This window comes from Streptomyces sp. NPDC046308 (assembly GCF_055588065.1).
The window spans coordinates 46,584-68,011 of record NZ_JBVJFB010000009.1 but is presented as its reverse complement, the minus strand read 5'-3'; the positions used below and the strand labels follow the sequence as shown (position 1 = coordinate 68,011).

Below are 21,428 nucleotides of genomic sequence, written 5' to 3'. Positions count from 1 at the left end.
AGACACATGGCCGAAAGTGGCCGGTGCGGATCAGAACCTAACTGGAGTCTTCGATTCCAAAACGGACAGAACAACGCATGACGCACCCGGATCTGATCAAGCGTTACAGAAAGGTGAGCAGAACGGCCTCTCGCTCCTGTCCGCTGCACCGGTACCCGCTCTGACCAGCCTGTTCTCGCCAACGGGAAGGGGCGTCGCCCCGTCGAGACGCGCTGCCAGGGCAGCGCCGGCCCTCCCCGTGAGCCGGCCCCGCGGTCACGGCCGGCGCCTCGTCGCGATGACGGCCCGGACGCGGACGGTCCGGCTGTGGAGACCACCGGGGTCGTGGTCCAGCAGGGCCTGCCGCAGCTCGGACTCGAAGGCGGCCCTGCGGTCGCCGAAGAGGGCCGGGCAGGAGGAGGGGCATGAGTACCGGAGGCCGATCACCTCGTCCACGGTGTGACGCAGCGTCTGGTCCCACGTGACCGTCTCGACGCGGGAGAAGGGCGACTTGGCGAGCAGGTCCTCGGTGTCCTGCGGCCCGCCCGACCGGTCCGCGTCGTCCCACTCGTCCGCCCCGCCGGGACCGGCTCCGAGGTACCGCGCGGACACCTCCTCGACGACCGCCGCCCAGGGCGGCCGCGGGGCGCCGGGCCGGGGCACGGAGTCGACGAGGACGATCCCGCCCCGGGGCGCGAGCACGGCGTCCAGATCGGCCGGCACCCGTTCCCGGTCCATCAGGTGGAAGGCCCCGCCGATGACGCACAGGTCGATCCGGGGCAGGCAGAGCCGGCCGATGCCGGCGGCGTCACCCACCAGCCAGGAGGTGTTCGCGAGGCCCCGCTCCTCGGCGAGCCGGGATCCCTCGGCGAGCATGGCCGGATCCGGGTCGACGGCGTAGACCTGGTCGGCCAGCGGTGCCAGGGCCAGGGTGATCGGGCCGGGCCCGGCGCCGAGGTCCAGTACGGTCTGCGACCCGTCGAGCGCGAACCGGTCCGCGAGCAGCTCGTGGAACTCCGCCGGGTACGGGGGCCGGTAGCGGGCGTAGTACGGAGCTGCGGACGCGTACGGGGTGCTCATGAGGTCCTCCCGGGCCGGGGTCGATCCGCCGATGGTGGGGCACAACCCGGCCTCCGGCGGCGACCGGCACCGGAAATCCCCCGTACGGATTCCCCGGCCGCCCCTGCCGAACGGTTCGGCTACCCCGCCGCGGCCGGCCGGTGGCCTCCGTTCGTGAACGGATCGAGGCGGCGGCGGCGCCGGCTGATCGAATCCGGGTCCCAGCCCGGCCGGGGTACGGAGGCCAGCAACAGCTTGGTGTAGGGATCCCGGGGCGAGGTGAGGAGCTCGGAAACCGGGCGGTGTTCCATGGTCCGCCCCCGGTACATGACCAGGGCCTCGTCGCAGACGTAGCGGACGACGGCCAGGTCGTGGCTGACGAAGACCAGCCCGATGCCGGTGTCGCGCCGGATGTCCGACAGCAGGTTGAGCACCTGCGCCTGCACGGAGACGTCCAGGGCCGACACCGCCTCGTCGAGCACCAGGACGGCGGGTTCCACCGCCAGCGCCCGGGCGATCGCCGCGCGTTGGCGCTGCCCGCCCGAGAGGCGGCGGGGCAGGGCGGCTGCCTCGCGGTCGCCGAGGCCGACCTGGGCCAGCAGCTCCCGGACCCGGCCCGCCCGCGCCGCACGGTCAAGGGTTCCGTGCAGGCGGAGCACGTCGTCGATCGTCGCGCCGATGCTGATCCGGGCGTCCAGCGAGAGGTAGGGGTCCTGGAAGACGATCTGTACGGCCTTGGCCCGGGCCAGCCGCGCCGGTCTGCCCCGTACGGACGCGGCCAGCGGCTCGCCCTGGACGAGGATCCGGCCCGCGTCGGGGCGTTCGAGGCCGATCAGCATCCGGGCCGTGGTGGTCTTCCCGGAACCGGACTCTCCGACGATGCCGAGGGCCCCGCCCGCCCGGAGGGTGAACGACAGGTCGTCGACCGCGACGACCTCGGCGCCGCCGGTCCGGTAGGTCTTGCGCAGGCCGCTCACCTGGAGGAGCGGGGCGGTGGGGGCGGTGGTCAACTGTCCTCCGTGCAGGGTGCGGGGGAAGGCGCGGGCGGGGCCGCGGCCAGTTCGGCCGTGCGGTGGCACGCGACCTCGGCCGGGCCGTGCCGCCCGAGCAGGGGCGCGGACTGGTCGCAGCGGCCGGGTTCGGCGAAGCGGCACCGGGGTGCGAAGGCGCAGCCGGGAGCGGACTCCAGCAGGCCCATCGGGGCGCCCGGGATGGGGGTGAGCCGGGCGAGCGGGCCGTGGAGCGGCGGTGAGGAGCCGAGCAGGCCTGCGGTGTAGGGGTGGCGGGGTGAGGTGAAGAGCTCCCCCACGGGCGCGGTCTCGACGATCCGGCCCGCGTACATGACGTAGATCCGGTCGCTGACCGCGGCCGCGAGTTCGATGTCGTGCGTGATCAGGAGGAGGCCGAGGCCGCGTTCGCGCTGGAGGCGTCCCAGGATGGCGAGGATCTCGGCCTGGGTGCTGACGTCGAGTGCGGTGGTCGGCTCGTCGCAGAGCAGCAGCCGCGGTTCGGTGGTGAGGGCGGCGGCGATCACGACGCGCTGGAGCATTCCGCCGGAGAGCTCGTGCGGGTACTGGTTCAGGTGCCGGGCGGGGTCGGGCAGGCCCACCGCGTCGAGGAGTTCGGCGGCCCTGGCGTCGGCTTGGGCCTTGGACCAGCCGTGGACCTGGCGCAGCGGTTCGGTGAGGAAGTCCCCGACGCGGCGTACCGGGTTGATGGCGGCCCGCGGGTCCTGGTAGATCATCGCCGCCTTGTTGGTCCGTACGTCGCGCAGGGCGGCGGCGTCGGCGCCGACGAGGTCGGTCCCGTCGACCCGTACCCGACCGCCGACTTCGGCGCCCGCCGGGAACAGGCCGAGGGCGGCGCGGGCGGTGACGGACTTGCCCGAGCCGGATTCGCCGACCAGGGCGACGACCTCCCCTGCGCGGACCCGCAGGTCGACGCCGTCGAGGAGGGGGCGGGCCATGGCGGGCAGGGTGACGCTGAGGCCTTCGTAGGCGAGCAGTGTCATCAGGAGTCCCTCCCCGCGAGCCGGTCGCCGAGGTTTTCCCCGACCACGTTGAAGGCGACGACCACCAGGACGACCGCCACGGCCGGCGCGATCGCGGACAGTGGCCGTCCTTCGAGGACGGCCGCCTGCCCCTGGTTGATCATGGCGCCCCAGTCGGGTGTCGGCGGCTGTACGCCGAGCCCCAGGAACGAGAGGGCGGCGAGGTCGAGCAGGGCGTAGCCGAAGTTGACCGTCGACTGGGCGAGCAGGGTCGGGGCGATGTTGGGCAGCATCCTGCGGACCGTCACGAACAGGGCGGAGTGGCCCTGCACTTGGTAGGCGGCGATGTAGGGGCGGGCCTTTTCCTGGACGGCGAGTCCGCGGACGAGGCGGGCGGTGTACGGCGTGTAGGCGATCGCCATGGCGAGGACCGGCGCCGTCATCCCCTTGCCGAAGAGGGCCACCGCGAGGATCGCCAGGAGCAGCGCGGGGAAGGCGAAGACGACGTCGAGGACCCGTCCGGTGACGGCGTCGGTCCAGCCGCCGCGCCAGGCGGTGACCAGGCCGACCGCCGTGCCGAGGAGGGTGGAGAAGAGCACCACGGCGAGGGGTCCGGCGAGGCTGGTGCGGGTACCGGCGATCAGGGCCGAGAAGGTGTCGTGGCCGCCCTGGTCGGTGCCCAGCCAGTGGTCGGCGCCCGGCCCCAGGAGGGTGTCGCCGAGGCGGCCGAAGGTCGGGTCCTGGGGGGCGAGCCAGGGCGCGAGCAGCGCCACCAGGACGAAGACGACGAGGAGCAGCAGGCAGGTCCGCTGGAGCCGGCTGCCGCCGAGGCTGCGGAGCCGGGTCAGCGCGCGACGGCCCTCGGCCGCCGGCGTCGCCGTGGCGGGCCGGGCGGTCGGTGCGGCCGGTCCGGGGTTCGTGGTGGGTGGGGTCATCGTGCGCTCCCCGCCGCCATCCGCGGATCGATCAGCGGGTGCACCAGGTCGACGAGTGCGTTGACCACGACGAACGCGGCCACCACCAACAGGACGACCGCCTGGACGACCTGGAAGTCCAGCTGGTCCACCGCCTGCACCAGCAGGGAGCCCACCCCGGACATCCCGAAGGCGGTCTCCACGATCGCGGTGCTGACCAGCATTCCCGAGACCAGGAGCCCGGAGACGGTCACGATCGGTCCCAGGGCGTTGCGCAGGACGTGCCGCCGGATGACGGTCCGGCGGGGTGTCCCCCGGCTGAGGGCCACTTCGACGTGCTCGCGGCGCAGTTCGTCGAGCATGGCCGAGCGGGTCACGCGGGTCACCAGCGCCACGAAGGTCACGGACAGGGCGGCGGCCGGGAGCACCACGTGGTGGAGGCGGTCGAGGACACCGGCGCCGTTGCCGATCGTCGGGAACCAGCCCAGTTGCACGCCCAGCACCGATCTGAGCAGGAGCGCGGCGACGAAGGCGGGCGCCGCGGCGCCCACGGTGACCAGGAGCATCAGGGTGCGGTCGGTCCGCGTGCCCCGGCGCAGCGCGCCCACCACACCGGATCCGATGCCCACGACCGCGATCATCAGGGCCGCTACGCCGATGAGCAGCAGGGACGCGGGCAGCCGCGACCAGATGACCGAGGAGACGTCCTGGTGGAAGAGGTGGGAGCGGCCGAGGTCGCCGTGCAGGACGCCCTCCAGCCAGTTCCAGTAGCGGACCAGGAACGGCTCGTCGAAGCCGTACTGGCGGCGGATCTCGGCGAGTTCCTGCGGGCTCGGGCTGCGCCCCTTGACGAGGAAGGCGGCGGGGTCGCCGGGCGCCAGGAACAGCGAGGAGAAGACGAGGAACGAGGTGACGAGGAGGGTCGCCGCCATGCCGGCCAGCTTGCGCAGCACGCGTCCGGCCGGTGCCGGCGCGACGGTCATCCCTTCGCCCCGATCTCGGCCGCCCACGGGTGGTAGAGGTAGGCGATGGACGGCTTGACGCCGGTGATCCGCTTGCCGAGGAACACGCTCACGGGCTGGGTGTAGAGGGGCAGCCAGGGCAGTTCGCGCATCGCGATCCGCTGGGCGTCGGCGTTGGCGGCCATGTGCTCGACGGGGTCGTGGCTCGCGATCGCCTTGTCGACGGCCCGGTCGAAGGCGGGGTCGGACCAGTTGCCGTAGTTGCCGAACGCGCCGGTCTGCAGGGAGCCGTACATGTCCAGCGGGTCGGTGATGGAGGTGTACCAGAAGGTGAGGAAGAGGTCGATGCCCTCGCGCGCGGCCGGGTCGGTGAAGAGCGTCGTGTACTTCTCCGCGGAGACGGAGTCGATCTGCGGTTTCAGTCCGATGGCGGTGGCGGCCTGGGCGACGGCCTGCGTGATGATGGTCGTCTGGGAGTCCAGCGGGCTGGTCGCGATCACGACCTTCTGGCCGTTCACTCCGGCCTCGGCGGCGAGCGCCTTGGCCTTGGCCGGGTCGTAGGGGTACGCGGGGAGTTCCTTGAGGATGGCGTCGCGGGACGCGACGGGCCCCTCGTTCCAGAGGTTCTCGGTGATGAGCGAGTCGGCGACCTCGCCGACCCCGCCGGCGCCGGCCTTGACGATGCCCTCGCGGTCGATGGCCATCAACAGGGCCCGACGGACCCGGGCGTCGCCGAGCGGGCCCTTGAGGTTGCCGACCACCTCGTCGGCGACGGTGGTGTTGCGGCCGAAGTAGAGCGTTCCGGCCCGGGTGTCGCGCAGTTGGGAGTAGGCGTTCGGCGGGACCATCCAGCCGCCGTCGACCTCACCGCTCTGGAAGGCGTTGACGCGGGTGGTCGCGTCGGCCAGGAAGACGAACTTCACCTGCCCGGACTTGGCCTTGAGGGCGGGGTTCCAGTAGTCGTCGAACCGCTTGAGGGTGAGGGACTGGCCCGAGGTCCAGGAGCCGAAGGAGAACGGGCCGGTGCAGTTCACGCCGGTCTGCGGATTGCCGTAGTCCTTGCCGGACTTGGCGAGGGTGGCGGCGGACTCCACGGTGCCCGGGCTGGCGGCGAGGTACTTGTTGAAGGTGGAGTCGGGCCGCGCCAGCGTGACGGTGACCTCCATCGGCCCGGTGCGGTCGACCGACTTCACGTTCCGGAAGGTGTTGGCCCAGACGCTGGCCGTCTCGGGGTCGAGGTTGCGGCGCAGCGAGGCCACGACGTCGTCGGCGGTGAGCGGCGTCCCGTCGTGGAAGCGCACGCCGGGGCGGATCTGGTAGACCCAGGTGGTGGGCGTGGGGTTGATGTACGAGGAGGCCAGGTTCGGCGAGGTCGTCAGATCGGGGTTCCAGCGGAGCAGGCTCTCGCAGACGTTGGCGAGGATCTGGTTGGGCGGGTAGTCGAAGGAGTAGGCGTAGTCGATGGTGGTCGGCTCCGCGAAGATCGACCAGGTGAAGGAGTCGACGGTGCCGGCGGCGGCCGGCGTCGCGTCGGTGAGCTCGAAGGCGGTGGCTCCGTCCTCCTGTCCGCCCGTGGTGCCGCTGCACGCGGTGGTGACGAGCAACGCGCCTGCCGCGAGGGCGGTCGCGAGGAGGTGGCGGATCCGGCTGCTTCGGTGGTGCGGCGATCCCGATGTGGCTGAGGACATCGTCTGGCTCCCTGAGGGGTGAGCGTGGTGGGGTTCGTGCTGCTCGGCCGGTGGCGGCCCGGCCGGTGACTGCCCGGTCCGCCGGCAGTCCGTGATCGCTGGGCCGGCCCAGTCGGCGGTCTCTGTGCCGGCTCAGTGCGTGAGCGGTGTGCCGGCTCAGTGCGTCGCGGCGAAGACGAGTTCGCCGTCGAGGTAGGTCCGGAGCACCCGGGTGTCGGCGATCTCCTCGTCGGGGTGGGCGAAGGGATCCCGGTCGAGGACGACGAGGTCCGCGTACTTGCCCGCCTCGACGGTTCCGGTGACCTCGTCGAGGTGGTTCACCCAGGCGCTGCCCGCGGTGTAGGCGGTGAGGGCCTGGGCGAGGGTCAGGGCCTGCTCGGGGAAGAAGGCCGGCAGGGGTTCGAAGGTCCCGGACGGGTGGGGGGCCTCGTCGGGTACCGCGCGGTTGACGGCGACGTGGATGCCCCACAGCGGGTTGGGGCTGCTCACCGACCAGTCGCTGCCGGCGACGAGGCGGGTGCCGGCCCGCTGGAGGTCGCCGAAGGGGTACTGGAGGGCGGCCCGTTCGGGTCCCAGGAAGGGGATGGTCAGCTCGTCCATCTGCGGTTCGTGCGCGGCCCACAGTGCCTGGATGTTCGCGGCCGCTCCCAGGTCCGCGAAGCGTCCGATGTCGTCGGGGTGGACGATCTGCAGGTGGGCGAGGTGGTGGCGGTTGTCGTTGGCGCCGTTGGCCGCCCGGGCCGCGGTGAGTGCGTCGAGCACCTCGCGTACGGCGCGGTCCCCGAGCGCGTGGAAGTGGAGCTGGAAACCGGAGCGGTCGAGCCGGGTCACCGCCTCGGTGAGCAGTTCCGGGTCGATGAAGCTGAGTCCGGAGTTCGCGGTGGCGCAGCCGCAGCCGTCGAGGTAGGGCTCCAGCAGGCCGGCCGTGAAGTTCTCCGCGATGCCGTCCTGCATGATCTTGATGCTGGTGGCGTGGAAGCGGCCCACCTGGCCGGTGCGGCGGCGCTCCTCCAGTTCGGGTATCTGCTCCAGGCCGCGTTCGCGGTCCCACCACAGGGCGCCGACGACGCGTGCGCGCAGGGACCCCTCCCGTGCCGCCCGCAGGTAGACGCCGTAGTTGTCGGGGTTGCTGGGGAAGGCCCCGATCATGGCGTCCTGCCAGCTGGTGACACCGAGGGAGAAGAGGTGCTCCTGTGCGGCGAGCAGGCCGGCGTGCGCCTCGTCCGGAGTCGCGAGGGGCACGTGGCGGGCCACCAGGTCCACCGCGCCCTCCTGGAGGGTGCCGGCCGGGGTGCCGTCGGTCTCCCGCTCGATCCGGCCGTCCACCGGGTCGGGGGTGGTGCGGTCGACGCCCGAGAGTTCGAGCGCGCGGGTGTTGACCCAGGCTCCGTGGCCGTCCCGGTTGGTGAGCATGACGGGCCGGTCCGGCACCACCGCGTCGAGCATGGCGCGGGTCGGCGTGCCCCCGGGGAAGACGTCCATGGACCAGCCGCCGCCGCGGATCCAGGCCGCCTCGGGGTGTTCCTGGGCGTACGCGGCGACGACCGCGAGGTAGCCCTCGATGGAGCGCTCCTCGCTCAGGTCACAGCTGAGCATCTGGACGCCGGCCACGGCGGGGTGGACGTGGGCGTCCTGGAACCCCGGGACGAGGAGGCCGCCCGCGAGGTCGACCACCTCGGTGTCCGCGTCCGCGAGGGAGCGGACGGTGGCCTCGTCGGCGACGGCGAGGATCCGTCCGCCGCCGATGGCGACCGCGGCGTCGATCGGGGCCGGCCCGGTCGCGGTGAAGACCTTCCCGCCCACGAATACGGTCTCGGCCCGCTGCCTGTTGTTGGACATCGACGCATCCTCCGGCTCGGCGGGCGGACCCGCACGGCTTGTTTGTTGAGGAGGAGTGAACGGGAGCGCAACATTGTTGTCAACGGTGTTGCGCGGCCTCTGTTCCACATCGTTACACTGGCCCCACCATGCCGAAGTCATCCGACGCACCCGCCCGGTCCAAGCGCGCGGGCAGCCAGCTCACACCCGACGCGATCATCGAGGCGAGCCTTCGCATCGCGGCTCGCGGCAGCGCGGACGCGTTCACCGTCCGGCGCCTCGGCGAGGAGCTAGGCGCCGACCCGACCGCGATCTACCGGCACTTCCGCGACAAGGACGAGCTGCTGCTGTCCGTCGCCGACCGCACGCTCGGCGAGGTGCTCGACAGCATCCCCGACGGGCTCGACTGGAAGGGCCGACTGCGGGCGCTCGCCGACGGCTCGCTGGAAGTGGCGCTGAAGTACCCGGTGGTCGGTTCGACCATGGCCAGCCGGACCACGCGGCGGCCCAACGAGCTCCGGGTGGTCGAGCTCATCCTGGGCGCCGTCATGGAGGCCGGGCTCGACGGCGCGGAGGCGGCCGTCCACTACCGGATGGTCGGCGACTCGCTCCTCGCGTACGTCGGCCAGCGCGCCGCCTACCTGCTGTTCGACCCGGAGGTCAGGGCGGCCGACGAGTCCTCCTGGAGCCGGGAGTACCGCCTGGTCGACGCGGAGGGGTTCCCGAACATCACCCGGCTGAGCACGCAGCTCGCCGAGGTGACGGACGAGCAGATCTTCCTGGCCAGGGTGGAGGCGCTGATCACGGCGATCGAGAAGCGGGTGGAGGACCTCCGCGCCCGATAGGACTGCCCGGGCGCGGCGTTCGGAAGTATCGGGGCCCCGCGCGAGGACGCGCGAACGGCCCAAGCCGTCGGAAGGCGCACCACCCGCCTTGATCACCTCACGCCGGAAAGCGCTGGCCAGAAACATCGCACATATGTACTCTGAGCACGCGTCAAACCTGAGCGCGTTCAAAAATACAAAAATGGGGGGGCCGGTGCGTAATCGCCGACTCGTGCTTTCCACCGCCGCAATCGTCGCGGCCGGTGTCGGTCTCGTCCCTGGTGTCGCCAACGCGACGGGCCAGGACGGGGCCAAGGGGACGGACCACCGGGGGGTGTCCGTTCCCGATCTCGATCTGAGCAAGATCGCGGCCAAGGCGTACAAGGAAGGGACCGTCTCCAGCCCTGCCGCCAAGACGGTCCACCCGGCCGCCAAGGCCGGCCAGAAGGCCGCGGACGCCGCCGCCGAGCCGACGGTCTCCCTGGAGGCCGACACCATCAGCGCGCACGGCGTGGAGCTGAGGCTCGCCGTCACGAGCGACCCGGGCACCGCGCTCGGCGTGCTCGTCGAATGGGGCGATGGCAGCCAGATCCAGGTGGGCGCCAACGGCCCCACCAACCTGACCGAGAACCACGTGTACGCCAAGGCCGGCGTCTACACCGTGAAGGTCTCCCTGGTCGACGGCAGCGGAGTCCGCGGCACCAACCAGATCGTCCTGCCGACCGCGGGCAACGAGTTCACCCCGCACGCCCCGACCCGTCTGCTCGACACCCGCGCGGGCATCGGCGCGCCCGCGAAGAAGGTGCCCGCCTTCGGGACCGCCCGTATCAAGGTCGGCGGCGCCGCGCAGATCCCGGCCGGTGTGACCGCCGTGGCCCTGAACGTCACCGTCACCAACCCCTCGAAGGACGGACACGTCCGCGTGTACGCCGACGGCGGCGAGGTGCCCACCACGTCGAACGTCAACTACACCCCGGGGCAGACCGTTCCGAACATGGTGATCGCGTCGGTCGGCCAAAACGGCTACGTGGACATCTACAACCACGGCGCGGGCGAGCTCGACCTCATCGCCGACGTCACCGGCTACTTCTCCAAGTCCGCCGCCAGCGGCTACACCTCGCTCACCCCGAGCCGTATCGTCGACACCCGCGAGGGCCTCGGCACCGGCACCGGCAAGGTCCCGGGCTACGGCAGCTTCAGCACCCAGGTGCACGGCCGCGGTGGCGTCCCGGCGAGCGCCAAGGCCGTCGCGCTCAACGTGACCGTCCACGAGCCGAACATGGAAGGCCACCTGACCGTCTACCCCGGCGGCGCGGCCCCCACCTCGTCGAACCTGAACTTCGGCCAGGGCCAGACCATCGCCAACTCGGTCATCGTCCCGATCGGCCCCGACGGCAAGATCAGCATCCGCAACGGCGCCGGAGCCGGGACCCACGTGATCGTCGACGTCGTGGGCTACTACAGCCCCGAGAGCGAGAGCGCGCTGATCCGCACCGCCCCGAGCCGCTGGTTCGACACCCGTGAGTGGGGCAACCCGCTCGACGGTCGCTCCTACATCTACGGCCGGGTCGCGGGCGGGGACACGAACGTCACCGCGCTCGTCACCAACGCCACCGTCACCAACCCCGAGGGCACCGGCTTCCTGACGGTCTCCCCGGACCCCAACTCGTGGGCCGCCTACGAGGGTGGTTGGGAGACCTGGCCTACGCCGCCGAACTCCTCCAACCTCAACTGGACCTATCGCAAGACCGTCCCGAACCTGGTCCAGGCGAGCTCCGGCGTCAACAACGTGATCGACTTCTGGAACATGGGCTGGCAGTCCACGGACCTGCTCGTCGACACCTTCGGCTTCTACGCCAAGAACTGACGCCCGGCCCACCGGCAGGACCTGTCGGCTGAACCGTCGTACGGCGCCCCGCGCGCGGACCCCAGTGGTCCGGCCCCCGGGGCGCCGTACGGCGTTTTCCGGCACGGCCCCGGCGACGGCCCCGCATCAGCTCGACGGGGTCAGCCGCTCCCACAGGAACGTGTGGACGAGTGCCTCGTTGAAGGCGGTCTGCCGGTGGTCGGTGGCGCCCGCGTGGCCCCCGCCGAGGTGCTCGTGGAAGAGGACCGGATGCCCGAACTCGCGCAGCCGGGCGGCCATCTTGCGGGCGTGGCCCGGGTGGACGCGGTCGTCGCGGGTGGAGGTGAGCAGGAGCAGCGGCGGGTACGCCGGCCCGCCCTCCCGGACCTGGTGGTACGGGGAGATCCGCTCCAGGTGGGGCCGGTCCGCCGGGCTGTCGGGGTCCCCGTACTCGGCGATCCAGCTGGCGCCGGCGAGCAGCTTGTGGAAGCGGAGCATGTCCAGCAGCGGCACGTGGGCGACGACCGCGCCGAACAGTTCCGGGTCCCGGGTGAGCATCGCGCCCATCAGCAGTCCGCCGTTGCTGCCGCCCTCGATGCCCAGCTGGGCGGGGGTGGTGATGTCCCGGGCGGCGAGGTCCCGGGCGACGGCGGCGAAGTCCTCGTACGCCCGGACCCGGTTCGCGCCGAGGGCGGCCCGGTGCCAGTCCGGCCCGTACTCGTGGCCGCCCCGGATGCCCGCGACGACGTAGGTGCCGCCCCGCGCGAGCCAGGCCCGTCCGGTGAGCGCGCTGTACTGCGGGACCATGGAGATCTCGAAGCCGCCGTACCCGTAGAGCAGGGTGGGGCCCGGGCCGGGCCGGTCCTCGGGTCCCACCACGAAGTACGGGACCCGCGTGCCGTCCGCGGAGGTCGCGAAGTACTGGCGCACGCCGAGTCCGGTGGTGTCGAAGAGCGCCGGGCTCTGCTTGACGCTCTCGCCGTCGCCGCCGGCCGTGCCCCGGTAGAGGGTGGACGGCTGGAGGAAGCCGGAGACGAGATGGAAGTACTCGTCGCTCACGTCCGGGTCGGTGGAGGTGACCGAGGCGGTGGACAGCGGCGGTACGCCCGGCAGCGGGGCCCGCTGCCAGCCGCCGGGCGCGGGGGTGAGGAGCTCCATCCGCGAGGAGACGTCGGCGCGGGTGCTGAGGATGAGGTGGTTGCGGGTCCAGCTGTATCCGGCGAGCGCGGTGCGCTCGTCCGGGGTGAACAGCACCTCGGCGTCCCGTTCCCCCGCCTGGAAGGCATCGAAGTCGAAGGCGAGCAGGCTTCCCGCGGGGTGGCCGAGCCACGGCGTTTTCGTGGTGACGGTCAGCCACTCCCGGTGGACGGAGGCGCCCGCGTCGTCCGGCACGTCGATCTTCACCGGCGGGTCTGCGGGGTCCTCGGGGAGGAGGAAGAGCTCCTTGTTCCAGAAGTCGATCTGGCGGTGGACGAAGTCACGTGCGAAGCCGGGGGTGTCGTCGTGCCATCCGGTGGCGGACAGGTCCGAGGGCCGGCCCTCGTAGACCTGCTCCGCGTCTTCGAGGGGGGTGCCGCGGCGCCAGCGGCGGACCTGGAGCGGATAGCCGGACGCGGACATCGAGCCGGGGCCGAAGTCGGTCCCGATCCAGATCCGGTCGTGGTCGATCCATCCGACCCGGGTCTTGGCCTCCTCGACGGTGAACCCGTCCTCGACGAAGGCCAGGGTCTCCAGGTCGAACTCGCGCACGACGCAGGCGTCGGCGCCGTCCCGTGACAGCATGACGAGGGCGTGCCGGTGTTCGGGGGCGAGGACGCTGCTGCCCGCCCAGGCCCACTTCTCGTCCTCGGCCCCGGCCAGTGCGTCCAGGTCCAGGAGCACCTCCCAGGCCGGCCGCTGCGTGCGGTACTCCTCGAGCGTGGTCCGCCGCCACAGGCCGCGTACGTGATCGGCGTCCTGCCAGAAGTTGTAGAGGTGGCGGCCCCGGCGGACGACGTACGGGATCCGGCCGTCGTCGTCCAGCACCTCCCGCATCTCCTGTTCGAGCACTTTGAACCCGGGGGCGCCGGTCAGCGCCTCCACGGTCTCGGCGTTGCGCTCCCGGACCCAGTCGAGGGCGGCCTCGCCGGATACGTCTTCCAACCACAGGTAGGGGTCTTCATGGCTCATCAGGCGATTGTGCAGGAAGACGGGCCGTGCGCAGGGCCGAGTGCACCGACCAGACCACCGAGACCAGCGGGACCGCGACCACCGCGCCGACCACTCCGGCGGCGATGGCCCCCGCGACCACCGAGATGGCCACCACGAGGGGGTGCAGCCGCACCGCCCGGCTCATCACCAGCGGGTGCAGCACATGGCCCTCGATCTGGCCGATGACCACGATCAGCGCCACCACGATCGCCGCGACGAGCGGCCCCTGCGCGGCCAGCGCGACCACCGCGGCGACCGCCAGCGCGACCGGCGAGCCGATGAGGGGGATGAAGGCCGCGAAGAACTCCAGTACCGCCAGCGGAACGGCCAGCGGGACCCCGAGGAAATACAGCGCCACCCCGACGAGGACGGCGTTCGTCGCCGCGACCAGCAGGATGCCGTGGGTGTAGCCGGTGAAGGTGCGCCAGGCCGCCCGCCCGCCGATCGCCACCCGCTCGCGCGCCGGCTCGGGCAGCTGCGCGCAGAACCACGACCACTGCCGGTCGCCGCCGTGCAGGAAGAAGACCGAGCAGAAGACGCCGAGGGCGAGGACGGTCAGGACGTGCACCAGCCGCCCGGCGCCGCTGACCGCCTGGCTGAGCACCGTGGAGCGGTGGCTGGAGAGGAAGGCACCGATGCGCGACTGTACGTCGGAGAGCGCGCGCGGGTTCAGCCGGAAGGGCGGCCGCTCCAGCCACGCCTCGATGCCGGCGAGTCCCTGGCGGAACTCCCGGGCCAAGGTCGTGCTCTCCCCCGCCACGGCCTCGCCGACGAACGTCAGCACTCCCAGGACCAGCAGCGCGCTGCCGACGAGGGTCACGGCGACGGCGAGCGTGCGGGGGACCCTGCGGGCGAGGCGCCCGGTGGGCGACCACAGCAGGGCCGCGACGACGAGACCGAGGAAGAGGGCCACGGCGATCTCGTGGAAGCGGCCCAGCACGGCGAAGACCGCGTAGACGGCGGCGCCGACGACCAGCAGGCGCCAGGCGTACGACGCGGCCGTACGCAGGAACGGTGACACCGGCGGCATGGTCCATGGATGCCACCGCGGGCCGGCCTTGCCACGGGCGGGGCCTCGGATTCGCCCGTCCGGGGCGGTCCGCGGGCTCTGCGGCGGCCGATTTCCGGCGCCCGAGCGGGGAAAACCCTTTGCGCGGGTGCGGGCGCCCGTCGACGATGACCTCTCGTGAGCACCTCCCGCCTGGCCGCCCTTTTGCCCGACCTCGCCCCGTTCCGGTCCGGCCGTGATTTCCGGCTGCTGTTCTACCAGGGGACGGTGACGTTCTTCGGCTCCTTCATGGCCATGATCGCGCTGCCGCTGCAGATCAAGCACCTGACGGACTCGCCGCTGGCCGTCGGCGCGATGGGTGCGGTGGAGCTGGTTCCGCTGGTGGTCTGCGGGCTGTACGGGGGCGCGCTCGCCGACGCGGTCGACCGGCGGCGGATCATCCTGCTGACCGAGGCCGGGCTCGGAGTGCTCGCGCTGGTGCTGCTGGTGAACGCGGCCCTGCCGGATCCGCTGCTGTGGCCGCTGTACGTGGTCGCGGCGGGGGTGTCCGCGCTGGCCGGGCTCCAGCGGCCGGCCCTGGACTCGCTGATGGCGCGGATCGTGCCGCACGACCAGCTGACCGCGGCCGCCGCGCTCAACGGGCTGCGCTACCAGTTCGGCGCGATCGCGGGTCCGGCGCTGGCCGGTCTGGTCGTCGCGTACGCCGGGTACGCCTCGGCCTACTCCGTCACCGTCGTGGGCTTCCTCGTCTCCGTGCTGCTGTGTCTGCGGCTCAGTCCGGCGCCGCCGGTCCGGGGTGCCGAGCGCCCGTCGCTGCGCGGGATCGCCGAGGGCGCGCGGTACGCGTGGAGCCGGCCCGTGCTGCTGGGGACGTACGCCGTCGACCTGGCGGCGATGCTCTTCGCCTTCCCGAACGCGATCTTCCCCTTCCTGGCGGACGAGCTGGACGCGGTGTGGGCGCTGGGGCTGATGTACGCGGCGGGGGCGGTGGGTTCCCTGGTGCTGGGGCTTACCAGCGGCTGGGTGTCCCGGATCCGGCGGCACGGGCTGCTGGTGGTGTCCGGGGCGGCGGTCTGGGGGCTGGCGATCGCGGGCGCGGGCGCGTCCGGCGGCATCTGGGTCGTCCTGCTGTGCCTCGCCGTGGCGGGCGCCGGAGACATGCTGAGCGGGCTGGCGCGCGCCACGATCTGGAACCAGACGATCCCCGAGGAACTGCGCGGCCGGCTCGCGGGGATCGAGGTGCTCTCGTACAGCGTGGGCCCGCAGCTGGGCCAGGTCCGGGCGGGCACGATGGCCGGATGGACCGGTACCCGGCCGGCCTTCTGGAGCGGCGGTCTGGCCTGCGTGGCCTCGGTGGCGGTGCTGGCCGCGCTGCTGCCGAAGCTGGTCTCCTACGACGCCGACACGGACGAGGACGCCCTGCGCCGGCGGGCGGCACGGGAGGCGGAGGCGGAACCGAGGCGGGCGGCGGCCTGACGCCCGCCGGGGCTCAGCTCTCCTTCTCGGCGAGGATCCGGTCGGCCGCGTAGTGCGGGCAGTTGCCGGCGTGCCAGGTCACCGAGAGCGAACAGGCACCGGTCCGCAGGGTCCGCACCGCGCCGTCGGCGGCGGTGGCCTTACAGAAGGGGCACACGACGGTCTCCGGGCGCAGTAGATCGAACATGCCGTGTCCTTCCCGCAGCATTCTCACACCGGACCAGTCCAGAACTATCAAATCCGGCGCCATTCGGCCCCAGTACCCACAAGTACGGATGGGTATTGGAGGCCGTGACCGAGCGGGAAGAGCGGTGGAACGGCGACCGGGGGTCGTCCCCGGGCGGCTGCCGCGCCGGCGAGAACCCGGGCTGCGGCCCGGAGTTCGGTGTCGCTCCCCGAGCAGCGGGCAGGCTCGCCGTCACCTCGGGAAGTCGCACGACGCCATAAGGGTTGCGCAGCGCCACGGCGATGACGCAGCGGGCCCGCGGATCTACTCCTCCCGACCGGCCGGAGGTTACTCGCGAGGAAACACCGCCTTTGGCTATGGTGAGCGCCCTCGGTCGATCCCCCCTTCGGATCCAAAGATCAAAGACGGATCCGATGCGTCGATCGAAGGACACTCCCCCACCCGGGACATGAATACGCAGTGCTGAGCGACGCGGCGTCGGTAACACCGCCCGGCGTCGGATCGGTACGAGCCGGCCTGCCCTCGTCCTGTCACCCAGGACTGGAGGGCGGCTGTCTTCTCATTCACCTACCTCGCGAAGGCAAGGCAGAGATGGCACGAATGCCCCGTCAGTCCCCCCGCCGACCGCACGCGCAGACGCGTACGCACACGCACCCGGTCGACGAACTGCTCCCGATCCCCCGGCTCGCCCTGTACGGCTTCCAGCACGTCCTCGCGTTCTACGCCGCGGCCGTCATCGTCCCGGTCCTGCTCGGCAACGCGCTGGGCCTCTCCCGCCAGGAACTCGTCCACCTCATCAACGCGGACCTCCTGACCTGCGGCGTGGCCTCGATCATCCAGGCCCTCGGCTTCTGGAAGGTCGGCGCCCGGCTGCCCCTGGTCCAGGGCGTCACCTTCACCGCGGTCTCCCCCATGATCGCCATAGGCACCGGCGCGGGCGGCGGCACCGCCGGCCTCCTCGTCGTCTACGGGGCGGTGATCACGGCGGGCATGGCGACCTTCCTCTTCGCGCCGCTCTTCGGCAAGCTCGTGAAGTACTTCCCGCCGCTCGTCATCGGCACGATCCTCACGATCATCGGCATCACGCTGATCCCGGTGGCCCTCCAGGACGCCGCCGGCGGCGCGCACCTCATCGGCACTCCCGCGTACGGGGCCCCCAAGAACCTCGCCTACGCACTGGGCACCCTGCTGTTCATCCTGGCCGTGGTCCGGATCGGCAAGCCGTTCCTGAGCAGCCTGGCGGTCCTGCTCGGGCTCGTCGTCGGCACGGCGGTCGCCTGGCTCTTCGGCGACGCCGATTTCGCGGCGGTGCGGGAGAGCGACTGGTTCGGGGTCACCGCCCCCTTCCACTACGGGATGCCGCGGTTCGAGCTGCTCCCGATCGTCGCCATGCTCGTCGTCGTCCTGATCACCATGGTGGAGACCACCGGGGACGTCTACGCGATCGGCGAGATCACCCGCAAGAGGGTCGACGCCGACACGGTGGCCCGGGCGCTGCGCGCCGACGGTGCGGCGACGGTCCTCGGCGGCGTCCTCAACTCGTTCCCGTACGTGGCGTTCGCCGAGAACATCGGGCTCGTGCGCATGTCCAAGGTGATGAGCCGGTACGTGGTCGTCGCGGCCGGCGCGTTCATGGTCGTGCTGGGGCTGCTGCCGAAGGCGGGCAGCCTCGTCGCCTCGGTTCCGCACCCGGTGCTGGGCGGAGCGGCGGTCTCCATGTTCGGCATCGTCGCCGCGGTCGGGGTGCAGATCCTGGGGAAGGCCGATCTGCGCGAGGAGCGCAACACCCTGATCCTGGCGGTCAGTCTGGGCGCCGCCCTGCTGCCCACCACGGTCGCGCCGTTCTTCGCCCGGATGCCGGACGGCCTCCGGGCGGTCCTCGACAGCGGGATCACGCTGGGCGCCCTCACCGCCATCGCGCTGAACCTGCTCTTCAACGTCTTCACGCGCCGCACCACGACGGAGATCGACTGGGACGGCGTGGGGGAACACGAGGCGCCTGAGGCGGAGTTCGGGGCGTACCCGGCCCGCTGAGGCGGGCTCCCGGCACCGGGCACGGCGGGGACGGGGAGGGGACGAGTGCGCCCTTCCCCGTCCGCTCCGGCCTGCCTGCGGCCGGCGGGCGGTCCGTCAGCGGCCGCCCAGCGGGAACGGCGGGGCCTCGCCCTCCTCGCCGATCAACTCCCAGAAGTGGTCGACGAGTCGGCGCAGGTAGGCGGCGCGCTCGGCCGCGATCTCCTTCAGCCGGGCGTCGTCGTTGCGCGCCACGAGGTGTCCCATGTACCGCTCCGAGAACCGCGAGAACTCCCCGTGCATCGTGCGCAGCGCGTCCCCCACGCTGGTGGCGTCCACCACGACGATCTCCGCCACCGGGTCCACGTACGCCTTCCACCGCCCGGAGACGGCCGATCTCAGGTGGTCCGCCAGCTCGTCCACCCGGCCCATGATCCCGATGAGCTTGCGCAGCGACAGATCCAGGGCGTCCACGAGCGCCCTGGTCTGCCACGCGTCGCCGTGCCACTGCTGCGCCGCTTCGGCCGCACGGTACTCAGTCGGGTCCATGCCTATGCGGTACGCCAGCCGCTCCACGGTGAGCCGGCGGGCCAGCCGGTGCTCGGCGAGGGTGCGCGGTTCGATGCCCATCAGCGTCGTCGCCTCGCACCACAAGACGTCCGCCAGGGCGAAGAGCTGACGGTCGGTGGGAATCTCGGAGCCGTGCTCCCAGGCCAGGACCAGCTGCGGGTGGACGGGTGCGCCGCAGGTGGCCATGAAGTGGGCCACCTGGGTCGGGGACAGGCCCATGCGGGCTCGTGCGGACCTGGCCTCGGTCGGGGAGAACGGAGTGCTGTGCACGGACGCGACACCTCGCAGCATCCTCGGACGCGTGGCGCGCGAGGGGAGGACGGATCGATGGATGAACACCAAGCGCGGGCACAGTAACAGATGTTCAGCTGATGGTCAGCGGGGTGCAGCCGTCCATATCCCTACGATTCAAAGGCTATCCATGACCTCCGGGTTCGAAGTTGGCGAGCATCTGTTCCAGCGCGGCCTGGTCCGGCCCGGTGAAGGCATCGATGCCGGGCAGCGCGGCGAGGGTGTCGATGAACTGCGCGGTCTGTCCCACCGCCGGCGGCAGGTGCGTACACAGGATGGTCTGCGGGTCCATCGCCCGCAGCGGCTCGACGGTGGCGAGGAACCGGTCCGGATCCACCACTTGGACCCAGGGGCTGTCCACGCTCGCCCAGAGCCGCTGGGACGCCCGCACGTCCTCGGCCGGCACCGCCCCGACGTCGGTGCCCGTGGCCACGTCAGCGGACGGCATCGGGCCGCCGAAGCAGTCGGAACTGAAGCAGGTCCGCGAACGGTCCTCGTAGAAGCCGACGGTGGCCGGGTTGTCGAACAGCGGCGGCCGGAACGCGTGCAGCGTCCGGTCGCCCACGTCCAGGGTCTGGCCCGGATTGAGGAAGTACACCCGGTCCAGGGGCAGCGGCCGCTCCGTGGACATGATCCCGGCGGCCAGGAACGTGGTGACCAGCCGCGCCCGGGGAGCGGCTTCGAGCAGGGCGAAGAGGCCTCCCGTGTGGTCGCGGTCGGGGTGGGTCAGCCAGATCCACCGCACGTCGGCGGGATCGACCACGGAACCCAGGGCGTCGACGAAGTCCCGGTCCGGCAGTCCGAGGCCGGTGTCGACGACCACCGGTTGCTCGGAGTGCAGGACGAAGGAGTTGACGGGAAGGAAGCCGATGCCCGGAACCTCCAGGCTGTCCGCGAGAACGGTGATGTCGGGTCCCAGCTTGTGCGTCGTCATGGCGGCCTCCACCCCCCTGCGTACGGGCTCTTCCTCCATCGTGGCGCCGTCGGGTTGCGACCGCGCGCGGGAGGCGGTAGCCGTGCCGGACCGCCGCCCTCAGTTCGCGCAGTCCGTGTCCCGGGCAGGACGCCTGCCGGTGGTGAGGAACACCGTGACGGCGCGGTCGCCGCACGCGTTGCCGTTGCCGAGGTACAGCCCGTGGCCGCCCTGCTCGACGGTGACGAGCCGGGCTCGGTCGCCCAGGGCCTCGCGCATCCTCAGGCCTCCGAAGAGCGGGGTCGCCGGATCGCGGCGGCTCTGGAGCATCAGGATGTCGGACGGTCCCTCGTCGGTGATCCGGGTCGGCTTCTGTGCCGGTGCGTCCTTCCAGAAGGAGCAGGGCAGCACGTTCACCGGCATGCCGGCCGTGAGCGGGTGGCGGGCGCGGTCCGCGTCGACCGCGCGCTGGTACGAGGCCGTGGACGCCTGCGGCCACGCCACGTCGTTGCAGATGACGGCGACCATGAGCGCGGCGTCCGGGTCCGGGATCGGCTGGGCGAGCTCGCGCGGGAGGACGGGCTGCTTCGCCGGGTCCGCGGCCTCCTTGACCAGCCGGGCGAAGGGGCCGAAGGCGGAGTCGCTGTAGAGGGCGTTCTGCAGGGCCTGCCGCAGGCCGTTGCCGGTCAGGGGCACGCCCGGGGTGGTCGACTCCCTCGGCGCGCGGTCCAGCGCGGCTGCGAGGGAGACGACGAGCGGCTCGACCTCCTCCGGCCGCGCGGCCAGTCGCAGGCCGTCCCGGTCCCGGTCCGGGTGGGCCGCCCAGGCCGCGAAGTCGGGGAAGCGGTCCTCGGCGCCCCGCGACATGTTCGCCAGCCAGCCGCGGGCGACCCGCTTCGGGTCGGGGTCGCCGCTGCTGTCGAGGACCCAGCGGTCGGTGCGCTGCGGGTACTTCTGCGCGTACACGGCCCCCACGTAGGTCCCGTACGAGGTGCCCCAGGCGGAGAGCTTGCGCTCGTCGAGCGCCTCGCGGAAGCGGTCCATGTCGCTCACCTGGTTGGCGGTGGTGAAACTGCGCAGCTCGGGACCGCCGTTGCGGGCGCAGGCCTCGGCGATGCGCCGGGAGCGGGCGACGTTCTCGGTGATCTCGCCGTTCGGGCCCGGCCAGGACCGCAGGCTGGTGAGGTACCGGTCCTCGGGGGCGAGGCCGCAGGTCGCGGTGGTGCTGGCGCCCACGCCGCGCGGATCGAAGGCGACGAGGTCGTACGCCCCGCCCAGCTCCCGGCGCAGCGCGTCTCCCTTCTGCTTCAGGCGCTGTACGCCGGATCCGCCCGGGCCGCCGGGCAACACGACGAGCGTGCCGCGGCGGGCCTCGGGGCGGTCGCTGCGGATGCGGGAGACGGCGACGGTGAGCTGCGGGCCGTCGGGGTCCTCGTAGTCGAGCGGTACCGGCAGCTCGGCGCACTCCTGGCCGGCGGGGACCGCCGGATCGGGGCAGGCGTGCCAGCGCAGCCGCGGGGCGGCCGGCGTGGCCCGGTTGGCTCCCGGCGCGGCGCTCGCGGCGCCCGCGGTGGTCAGGCCGGCGGCCACGGAGGCCGCGGCGAGGGTGAGGAGCAGGGCCTTCTTCGGGTAAGTCGTCATGACGCAAGCCTTGTTGCTCTCGCGTCGGCGTCCCATCCAGCGGGCATGTCGGCCCCCG

The 21,428-nt window shown here is 72.2% G+C and carries 17 protein-coding genes; 4 read left to right on the top strand and 13 right to left on the bottom strand.

What is annotated here, in order from left to right; translation table 11 throughout:
* Positions 1-255: 255 nt before the first annotated feature.
* The 7 genes from ACZ6JT_RS30110 to ACZ6JT_RS30080 all read right to left on the bottom strand — a co-directional run bounded on the left by ACZ6JT_RS30110 (position 256) and on the right by ACZ6JT_RS30080 (position 8,431).
* Positions 256-1,059 (bottom strand): class I SAM-dependent methyltransferase, encoded by an 804-nt coding sequence (locus ACZ6JT_RS30110; RefSeq protein ID WP_469214554.1) that lies wholly within the window; start codon positions 1,057-1,059, stop codon positions 256-258.
* 119 nt (positions 1,060-1,178) lie between these two features.
* The gene (locus ACZ6JT_RS30105; RefSeq protein WP_469214552.1) at positions 1,179-2,048 is read right to left on the bottom strand and encodes an ATP-binding cassette domain-containing protein; all 870 of its coding nucleotides are present in this window, start codon (positions 2,046-2,048) and stop codon (positions 1,179-1,181) included.
* Entirely contained in the window at positions 2,045-3,049 is a 1,005-nt protein-coding gene (locus ACZ6JT_RS30100) for an ABC transporter ATP-binding protein (protein WP_469214550.1), read from the bottom strand. The genes ACZ6JT_RS30105 and ACZ6JT_RS30100 overlap by 4 nt, the downstream gene beginning before the upstream one ends.
* Complete coding sequence (locus ACZ6JT_RS30095) at positions 3,049-3,963, bottom strand: ABC transporter permease (protein WP_469214548.1); 915 nt, start codon at positions 3,961-3,963, stop codon at positions 3,049-3,051. The genes ACZ6JT_RS30100 and ACZ6JT_RS30095 overlap by 1 nt, the downstream gene beginning before the upstream one ends.
* Positions 3,960-4,925: an ABC transporter permease gene (locus tag ACZ6JT_RS30090; RefSeq protein ID WP_469214546.1), complete on the bottom strand. Its 966-nt coding sequence runs from the start codon at positions 4,923-4,925 to the stop codon at positions 3,960-3,962. Before ACZ6JT_RS30090 ends, ACZ6JT_RS30095 begins: the two co-directional genes overlap by 4 nt.
* Positions 4,922-6,592 (bottom strand): ABC transporter substrate-binding protein, encoded by a 1,671-nt coding sequence (locus ACZ6JT_RS30085; protein WP_469214545.1) that lies wholly within the window; start codon positions 6,590-6,592, stop codon positions 4,922-4,924. The genes ACZ6JT_RS30090 and ACZ6JT_RS30085 overlap by 4 nt, the downstream gene beginning before the upstream one ends.
* A 156-nt stretch (positions 6,593-6,748) precedes the next feature.
* Positions 6,749-8,431, bottom strand: a complete 1,683-nt coding sequence (locus ACZ6JT_RS30080) for an amidohydrolase (RefSeq protein WP_469214543.1) — start codon at positions 8,429-8,431, stop codon at positions 6,749-6,751.
* A gap of 128 nt (positions 8,432-8,559) precedes the next feature.
* On the opposite strand from ACZ6JT_RS30080, the gene ACZ6JT_RS30075 reads away from it, so the two are divergent.
* Positions 8,560-9,255 (top strand): TetR/AcrR family transcriptional regulator, encoded by a 696-nt coding sequence (locus tag ACZ6JT_RS30075; protein WP_469214541.1) that lies wholly within the window; start codon positions 8,560-8,562, stop codon positions 9,253-9,255.
* A gap of 211 nt (positions 9,256-9,466) precedes the next feature.
* Positions 9,467-11,101 carry a PKD domain-containing protein gene (locus ACZ6JT_RS30070; RefSeq protein ID WP_469214540.1) on the top strand — a complete coding sequence of 545 codons (1,635 nt, stop codon included), beginning with the start codon at positions 9,467-9,469 and terminating at the stop codon, positions 11,099-11,101.
* A gap of 126 nt (positions 11,102-11,227) precedes the next feature.
* On the opposite strand, the gene ACZ6JT_RS30065 is transcribed toward ACZ6JT_RS30070, so the two are convergent.
* Both ACZ6JT_RS30065 and ACZ6JT_RS30060 read right to left on the bottom strand, forming a co-directional pair.
* Positions 11,228-13,249, bottom strand: a complete 2,022-nt coding sequence (locus ACZ6JT_RS30065) for a prolyl oligopeptidase family serine peptidase (protein WP_469214538.1) — start codon at positions 13,247-13,249, stop codon at positions 11,228-11,230.
* A complete protein-coding gene (locus tag ACZ6JT_RS30060) occupies positions 13,239-14,300 on the bottom strand; it encodes an AI-2E family transporter (protein WP_469214536.1) in 1,062 nt (353 codons plus the stop codon). Before ACZ6JT_RS30060 ends, ACZ6JT_RS30065 begins: the two co-directional genes overlap by 11 nt.
* Positions 14,301-14,456: 156 nt before the next feature.
* Here ACZ6JT_RS30060 and ACZ6JT_RS30055 point away from each other — a divergent pair, with 156 nt between their 5' ends.
* Complete coding sequence (locus ACZ6JT_RS30055; RefSeq protein ID WP_469214534.1) at positions 14,457-15,755, top strand: MFS transporter; 1,299 nt, start codon at positions 14,457-14,459, stop codon at positions 15,753-15,755.
* A 13-nt stretch (positions 15,756-15,768) separates the two neighbouring features.
* On the opposite strand, the gene ACZ6JT_RS30050 is transcribed toward ACZ6JT_RS30055, so the two are convergent.
* Positions 15,769-15,942 carry a hypothetical protein gene (locus ACZ6JT_RS30050; protein ID WP_158754571.1) on the bottom strand — a complete coding sequence of 58 codons (174 nt, stop codon included), beginning with the start codon at positions 15,940-15,942 and terminating at the stop codon, positions 15,769-15,771.
* A gap of 591 nt (positions 15,943-16,533) precedes the next feature.
* On the opposite strand from ACZ6JT_RS30050, the gene ACZ6JT_RS30045 reads away from it, so the two are divergent.
* Entirely contained in the window at positions 16,534-17,976 is a 1,443-nt protein-coding gene (locus tag ACZ6JT_RS30045) for a nucleobase:cation symporter-2 family protein (RefSeq protein WP_469214533.1), read from the top strand.
* 96 nt (positions 17,977-18,072) lie between these two features.
* Here ACZ6JT_RS30045 and ACZ6JT_RS30040 read toward each other — a convergent pair whose 3' ends face one another.
* The 3 genes from ACZ6JT_RS30040 to ACZ6JT_RS30030 all read right to left on the bottom strand — a co-directional run bounded on the left by ACZ6JT_RS30040 (position 18,073) and on the right by ACZ6JT_RS30030 (position 21,370).
* The gene (locus tag ACZ6JT_RS30040) at positions 18,073-18,795 is read right to left on the bottom strand and encodes a transcriptional regulator (protein WP_376611057.1); all 723 of its coding nucleotides are present in this window, start codon (positions 18,793-18,795) and stop codon (positions 18,073-18,075) included.
* A gap of 145 nt (positions 18,796-18,940) precedes the next feature.
* A complete protein-coding gene (locus ACZ6JT_RS30035) occupies positions 18,941-19,750 on the bottom strand; it encodes an MBL fold metallo-hydrolase (RefSeq protein WP_469214529.1) in 810 nt (269 codons plus the stop codon).
* 99 nt (positions 19,751-19,849) lie between these two features.
* Complete coding sequence (locus ACZ6JT_RS30030; protein ID WP_469214527.1) at positions 19,850-21,370, bottom strand: alpha/beta hydrolase; 1,521 nt, start codon at positions 21,368-21,370, stop codon at positions 19,850-19,852.
* Positions 21,371-21,428 lie beyond the last annotated feature (58 nt).

Coding starts and splice junctions, on each gene's coding strand:
- ACZ6JT_RS30085 (WP_469214545.1), bottom strand. CDS start 6,592: ATGTCCTCAGCCACATCGGGATCGCCGCACCACCGAAGCAGCCGGATC.
- ACZ6JT_RS30035 (WP_469214529.1), bottom strand. CDS start 19,750: ATGACGACGCACAAGCTGGGACCCGACATCACCGTTCTCGCGGACAGC.
- ACZ6JT_RS30050 (WP_158754571.1), bottom strand. CDS start 15,942: ATGTTCGATCTACTGCGCCCGGAGACCGTCGTGTGCCCCTTCTGTAAG.
- ACZ6JT_RS30095 (WP_469214548.1), bottom strand. CDS start 3,963: ATGACCCCACCCACCACGAACCCCGGACCGGCCGCACCGACCGCCCGG.
- ACZ6JT_RS30060 (WP_469214536.1), bottom strand. CDS start 14,300: ATGCCGCCGGTGTCACCGTTCCTGCGTACGGCCGCGTCGTACGCCTGG.
- ACZ6JT_RS30080 (WP_469214543.1), bottom strand. CDS start 8,431: ATGTCCAACAACAGGCAGCGGGCCGAGACCGTATTCGTGGGCGGGAAG.
- ACZ6JT_RS30075 (WP_469214541.1), top strand. CDS start 8,560: ATGCCGAAGTCATCCGACGCACCCGCCCGGTCCAAGCGCGCGGGCAGC.
- ACZ6JT_RS30045 (WP_469214533.1), top strand. CDS start 16,534: ATGGCACGAATGCCCCGTCAGTCCCCCCGCCGACCGCACGCGCAGACG.
- ACZ6JT_RS30065 (WP_469214538.1), bottom strand. CDS start 13,249: ATGAGCCATGAAGACCCCTACCTGTGGTTGGAAGACGTATCCGGCGAG.
- ACZ6JT_RS30100 (WP_469214550.1), bottom strand. CDS start 3,049: ATGACACTGCTCGCCTACGAAGGCCTCAGCGTCACCCTGCCCGCCATG.
- ACZ6JT_RS30110 (WP_469214554.1), bottom strand. CDS start 1,059: ATGAGCACCCCGTACGCGTCCGCAGCTCCGTACTACGCCCGCTACCGG.
- ACZ6JT_RS30030 (WP_469214527.1), bottom strand. CDS start 21,370: ATGACGACTTACCCGAAGAAGGCCCTGCTCCTCACCCTCGCCGCGGCC.
- ACZ6JT_RS30090 (WP_469214546.1), bottom strand. CDS start 4,925: ATGACCGTCGCGCCGGCACCGGCCGGACGCGTGCTGCGCAAGCTGGCC.